The 4,042-nt window shown below is 46.5% G+C and carries 2 protein-coding genes and 2 pseudogenes (1 of these 4 cut by a window edge); 3 read left to right on the forward strand and 1 reads right to left on the reverse strand.

All coding sequences use genetic code 11. The features are described 5' to 3' along the window. Window positions 1-447: pseudogene (ettA, locus tag INT22_RS10175) on the reverse strand (energy-dependent translational throttle protein EttA) (it extends 1,264 nt beyond the left edge of the window). Between the two features lie 147 nt (window positions 448-594). On the opposite strand from ettA, the gene INT22_RS10180 reads away from it, so the two are divergent. The 3 genes and pseudogenes from INT22_RS10180 to INT22_RS20695 all read left to right on the forward strand — a co-directional run. Beyond that, window positions 595-1,866, forward strand: coding sequence for a site-specific integrase (locus INT22_RS10180; RefSeq protein ID WP_193068164.1), 1,272 nt, complete (start codon window positions 595-597; stop codon window positions 1,864-1,866). Beyond that, the gene (locus INT22_RS10185) at window positions 1,863-3,452 is read left to right on the forward strand and encodes a site-specific integrase (protein ID WP_193068165.1); all 1,590 of its coding nucleotides are present in this window, start codon (window positions 1,863-1,865) and stop codon (window positions 3,450-3,452) included. The genes INT22_RS10180 and INT22_RS10185 overlap by 4 nt, the downstream gene beginning before the upstream one ends. Continuing rightward, a pseudogene (locus tag INT22_RS20695) lies at window positions 3,449-4,042 on the forward strand (hypothetical protein); the annotation flags it as partial. The gene INT22_RS10185 and the pseudogene INT22_RS20695, both read left to right, overlap by 4 nt.

Below are 4,042 nucleotides of genomic sequence, written 5' to 3' on the forward strand. Positions count from 1 at the left end.
AAGGTTATGCGCATCGGCGGCTTCAATAATATTTTCAAGGCGTGCTTGTTCGCTTGCTAGGGCATCAAAATCCGCATCAGGCTCGGCATACGCGGCATACACCGCATCCAGTTTTTCCTGGGCTTCTTTAATGGCGCCTAGCGCCTCTTCTACTGTATCGCGAACGTTCTTTTCGTCATCAAGCTGTGGCTCCTGAGGCAGGTAGCCCACATTAATACCAGGCATCGGACGAGCTTCACCTTCAAACTCTTTATCGACACCAGCCATAATGCGTAGCAGTGTGGATTTACCGGAACCGTTCAAACCCAGTACGCCAATTTTGGCGCCAGGGAAAAACGATAGCGAAATATCCTTGAGAATTTGCTTTTTGGGTGGCACAACTTTGCCAACCCGGTTCATGGTGAATACGTAAGAACCTGTTTGACCTTTTTTGTCACCTTTTGACATGGTCTAGCTTTCCTCTAAATCAGTTTTCATGGGGCTTTGAGGGGGATAATGAACGCTCAAAGCAGAAAAATAAAAAGTTAAGTTTTTCTTTTCTGTATTCCTGTTCTTTACTATACTTAAAAAAGTCGCGTTTAAGAAGGAAGCAATATGGGTTATCAAGTCATCGAGCAGGTGGTAAATGCTGCGCGAAGAAAGGTGCTTGTGCAAGACCATATCCCCGTCTATTACCCAAACCTGTATGTGACCTTCGAGCTATCAGGCAAGGCTTTGGAAACCACCAAAAAGTATCTTGAACACTTGGCCGTACTTGAGGACTTCCTCGCTTTCTCATCCATCGATCTCATTTCCCGCCTGGAGCAGCGGCCCAGATCGCAGTATCTGACAGACAGTGAAATCTCTCGGTTTGTGTCAGACGCGGGATTCAACAAAGTAACCTTGGCCAAAAAGTATGCGGGTATGCGCTTACATCCAACGGCATACGAACCGGTTGGTAAGGTCCATGCGAAACAGCGTATTGAAGCAGTACGCGATTACCTGGCTTTTCTGTACGACAAGCTGGGTGATTACTTGACGCGAGATGAGGCAATTGACGATGTTAAGCGGCGTTTTAATCGTAAGATTAAAGCCGCGAGTCCGGGATGGAAAAAGACGCGCATTGACGATATGAAAGGGCTGACAGCCTCGGAACGGAATAGACTGTTGAAAGTCATGCATCCGGAGAGTGCCGAGAACCCGTTCGCAGATGAAGCAATTAAGCTTCGTAACTATATCATTTTGCTGTTAGGTCTCGATTTAGGATTGCGCCGTTCTGAAATGCTTCTGATCAAGACCAAAGATATTCGCTGGGACATTCCTGAGCTTAAGGTGGTCAATCTTCTGGATGAAAACATAGACCCTCGCACAACGGCCCCACAATTCAAAACCCACGAGCGCATATTGAAATTAGGCGATGACCTATGTTGGGCGATCAGTGAATATGAGTCAAAATACCTCTACAGAAAGACCCATACAGGCCCATCGCAGGCGAAAAAGCATCCGTTTTTGCTAGTAGCTCATAGGCGAAATGAAGGTAAACCTTTGAGTATCAAAGCGCTGGATGGCGTTTTCCCCCGGGTCGGAAAAGTAGTGCCTGAGCTGGCTAACATTCATCCTCATATTTTGAGGCATGACGCGGTCTACACCATGCTCGAAAGCATGCGTGAAGAGCTTGAAAAGTTCACGCCAGAGGATCGTACAACTCAAGTTCAAAAGACCCTCACTTGGATGTTTGGTTGGAGTCCTGAATCGAACATGCCGGGGCTTTACGGAGCGAAGTTTTGGAAGGAAGAAGCAGATAAGGCTATGAAAAAACGCTCGGATAAATTAAAGGCAATCAGAAAGAGTGTCGAGACTGAAATTCTCAAGGGACGCAAAGAATGAGTATCGCAGTTTCAGCTCTTGAAGCACCGACGCATGACTCTCTGGATGAGTGGTTGAGTACACCTAGACTCGCCAAATGTGGCGAGTTTTTTACTCCCTCTGAACCGCTGTGGTGGCCTGACCGGTCGGTCCGGCAAGGGGTTAATTGGGAAGCCGCAATTCTTTGTGTTCCACCTGACTGGCAGCGTTGGTTACAGGCTGCTTTAGCTTATCGTATGACGGAGGTTGCACAGGGAACTATTGGACAGGTTACTTCAGTGTTATCACGCGCTGCAAAGGCAGATCTAGAGCCCCTAAATATGGATCACCTGATCGATCTACGTGAGCGTTTTAATGTGGGTGAGTTTTCCTCATTGGTAGGTTTTATGGAGTTTTGGCAAGCGTGTGAATCGCTTGAAAAGCGACCCTCCCAAGCTTTGCTGGATACTTATAAAGCGCTACCGAGAAAGAAACGATCAAAAAATGATGTGGTCCTACGTTTGGATCCCGAGGAAGGACCATTCACGCGAGTAGAGCAAGACGCACTGTTCCAGTGGATGCATGACCAGTTCTGCCACAAAAATTTAGATCCTGAGCACTACCTCTATTTGCGGCTAGCGATGATCTATGGGTTGCGAGGTTGTCAATTGAGGGAACTTGTCTTTAAGGACTTTATTAAATCCGATCATGGCTACAAAATTCGAATTTTTTGGGCGAAGCAAAGAGGAGGTGATGCAGGGTGGAGAGCAAAGTCAGAGATATTTAACTTAGATGAAGACCTTTATAATACCGTGCAAGCCTATAAGTCAATTGTTCTAGCGGGACTTGAGGCGGAATATCCTGAGCGAGCCAACTGGTACAAAGCAATTAATAATGTACCTCTTTTTCGTCGAAGATTAGTAGGTCAGCGACGAGGGAAAGAGTCAGTGCCTGTAATAGTTGATTTACCTGACTTACGATTGCTGGAGCAAGAACCAAAGTTGCAATTTCATATTTCTGATGGGGTCATACGAACGTGGTTGTATCGCATTGAAAATATGCCTGGTTTTCCCATCTCGCCGCGTACCCAGCAACCACTAAAAATTAGCAAAGGTCATCGCTTTAGGCATACGCTCGGTACCGATCTCTCGAATGCTGGTTTGGATGAGTGGTCAATCGCTAGCGCATTTATGCATGCAAATACACACAGCGTCCGTAAATACAGAGCGGTATCGCCAGAGTTGATGAAACTGATTGACGAGAAGATGAGCGATCATCTCGCGCTGGTTGTGGGGGCTTTTACTGGAACCATTGTGACAGACCGTACTTCAGCTAAAAATGGAGGTCGACTGGATCGCCAAATTGAGGATTTGGCCGTCTGTGGCGCTGATACGGTCTGCTATTTGGACGCTCCATTTACTTGCTACGGATGCAGCAAGTTTCAGCCTCTTTTGGACGCTGATCACAAAGCCGCACTCGCACGCCTCGAGCGCCGCCGTGAGCAAACCATTGCTATCGATAAAACGACCGGAGTGTTATGGGATCGTGCTATTTTGGCGTGCCGCAAAGTTATTCTAGATTGCAACGCACTGCTTGAATCAGGCAGTACAGCTGGGTGGGACGCATGAGCAATGTAAGCGATTTTAAGCCTCTTAGCCACCTTAACGCTGCTGATCAACTCAATGCTTTTATCGCATGGGCAAAAGCTACTTTGCCAAAGGGAGTTTCTAATAATCGAGTCCATGCAGGAATTCAGTGGGATATGCAGTCATGGCATAGTTCAGGAATTCAAGGCTGTAATTTTACTGCATATGGATCATCAAGAGTTCAGAGTCAGAAAGATAAAGAATATATGCAGCCACCAATTATGGATTTTGCCAAGGCACTAGTTGTCCATTACAAGGTGTTTCGAGGAAAAAAAACGACGAGAAGCATGCTTGACTGTGTAAGGGCTCTTGAGGTTGCGCTTATTGAGTTAACAGGAACAAGGGACGTGACTAAGATGTCGCCTGCCATCTGTAATAGAGCTTGCGAGTACCTCCAAATTGCATACCCTAATGGCAATACTGCTTACATAATAAGTAAGTATCTAGAAAGTGTAGTGGTGTTGATGAAGACTAAGGGGTTATTAGCAAAACCCTTTCGGTGGTCTTCTCCATTTCGACCCAAGAATTCGGGCACACTGCAAGAGCAGCGCAAAAGTCGAGAGAAAAAGCTG

Origin of the sequence: Halomonas sp. 3D7M (genome assembly GCF_014897885.1) — a bacterium.
In the GTDB taxonomy this organism is placed as follows: Bacteria; Pseudomonadota; Gammaproteobacteria; order Pseudomonadales; family Halomonadaceae; genus Vreelandella.

Bases quoted from the DNA above. Each gene is read 5' to 3' on its own strand.
- INT22_RS10185 (WP_193068165.1), top strand. From the start codon at position 1,863: ATGAGTATCGCAGTTTCAGCTCTTGAAGCACCGACGCATGACTCTCTG.
- INT22_RS10180 (WP_193068164.1), top strand. From the start codon at position 595: ATGGGTTATCAAGTCATCGAGCAGGTGGTAAATGCTGCGCGAAGAAAG.